General features: G+C 76.6%; 1 protein-coding gene. It reads left to right on the top strand.

Annotation, left to right across the window (positions count from 1 at the left end; genetic code table 11):
- Positions 1–223: 223 nt before the first annotated feature.
- Positions 224–1,395 (top strand): glycosyltransferase family 2 protein (locus tag EF903_RS32570; protein WP_148142655.1); only part of this gene is annotated, 1,172 nt, incomplete at its 3' end.

Below are 1,395 nucleotides of genomic sequence, written 5' to 3'. Positions count from 1 at the left end.
CCCCGACCCCGTCCGGACCCCGGCCCGGAGTCACGTTGGGTGACGGCCCCCCGCCACGAGCACACCACCGGTCCGCCTCCTGCAACTTCCCCGCAGGAGGCGGACCGCTGTGTTCCGAGCCGTTAGTGTGGGGCGCTGTCCAGCAGCCTCCGAGGGCGCGCGCCCGCGGACCTCCCTCCGGCCGAGCCCGGCGGGACACCCAGGCCGGAGGGCCAGTAGAGCGATGTCCCTGCACAGCCAGCCGACGGCCTCCCACCAGGCCGCCGCCGCCCCCCAGTTCCCCCGGCACGTCGTCACCGCGGTCCTCGTCGCCCACGACGGCGCCCGCTGGCTGCCCCGGACCCTCGCCGGCCTCCTCGGCCAGGAACGCCCCGCGCAGAACCACGTCGCCGCCGACACCGGAAGCTCCGACGACTCCGCCCGCCTCCTCGCCGAGGCCCTCGGCGACGACCGCGTCCTCCACCTCGCCCGCCGCACCGGATTCGGCGCCGCCGTCGACGAAGCCGCCCGCAGCGCCGGCACCCCCTCCCTCGACGACCTCCCCTACCTCAGGCGCCCCAGCGGCTGGGACCCCGTCAGCCGCACCTGGCGCGACGACGCCTACGACCTCCCCGACCTCCCGCACGGCGAGCCCGTCCAATGGCTCTGGCTGCTCCACGACGACAGCGCCCCCGAGCCCGACGCCCTCACCGAACTCCTCCGCGTCGCCGACGAGAACCCCGAGGCCGCCGTCATCGGCCCCAAGCTCCGCGGCTGGTACGACAACCGGCAGCTCCTCGAAGCCGGCGTCACCATCGCCCGCAGCGGCCGCCGCTGGACCGGCCTCGACCGCCGCGAACAGGACCAGGGCCAGCACGACCAGGTCCGCCCCGTCCTCTCCGTCTCCACCGCCGGCATGCTCGTACGCCGCGACGTCTACGACGGCCTCGGAGGCTTCGACCGCCGCCTGCCCCTCATGCGCGACGACGTCGACCTGTGCTGGCGCGCCCACAGCGCCGGCCACGGCGTCCTCGTCGCCCCCGACGCCGTCCTGCGCCACGCCGAGGCCGCCTCCCGCGAACGCCGCACCGTCGACTGCGCCGGCCGCACCGCACTCGGACCCCACCGCGTCGACAAGGCCGGCGCCGTCCACACCCTCCTCGCCAACTGCTCCGCCGCCGCCCTGCCGTACGTCCTGCTCCGCCTCGTCGCCGGCACCGTGCTGCGCACCCTCGGCTACCTCGTCGGCAAGGCGCCCGGCCAGGCCGTCGACGAGCTCACGGGCCTCCTCGCCACCCTCCTGCGCCCCGGCCGCCTCCTCGCCGCCCGCCGTGCAGCTGCCCGGCGAGGCGCCGACGCTCAACCTGCCGGGCTCGGTGGCCGAGGCCAACTCCAACGCCCTGCCGAGCCGTACGC

This window comes from Streptomyces sp. WAC05292 (assembly GCF_003949955.1).
Taxonomy (GTDB): Bacteria; Actinomycetota; Actinomycetes; order Streptomycetales; family Streptomycetaceae; genus Streptomyces; species Streptomyces globosus.
The sequence above is the reverse complement of the archived record's forward strand: the minus strand, read 5'-3'. Positions and strand labels throughout refer to the sequence as shown.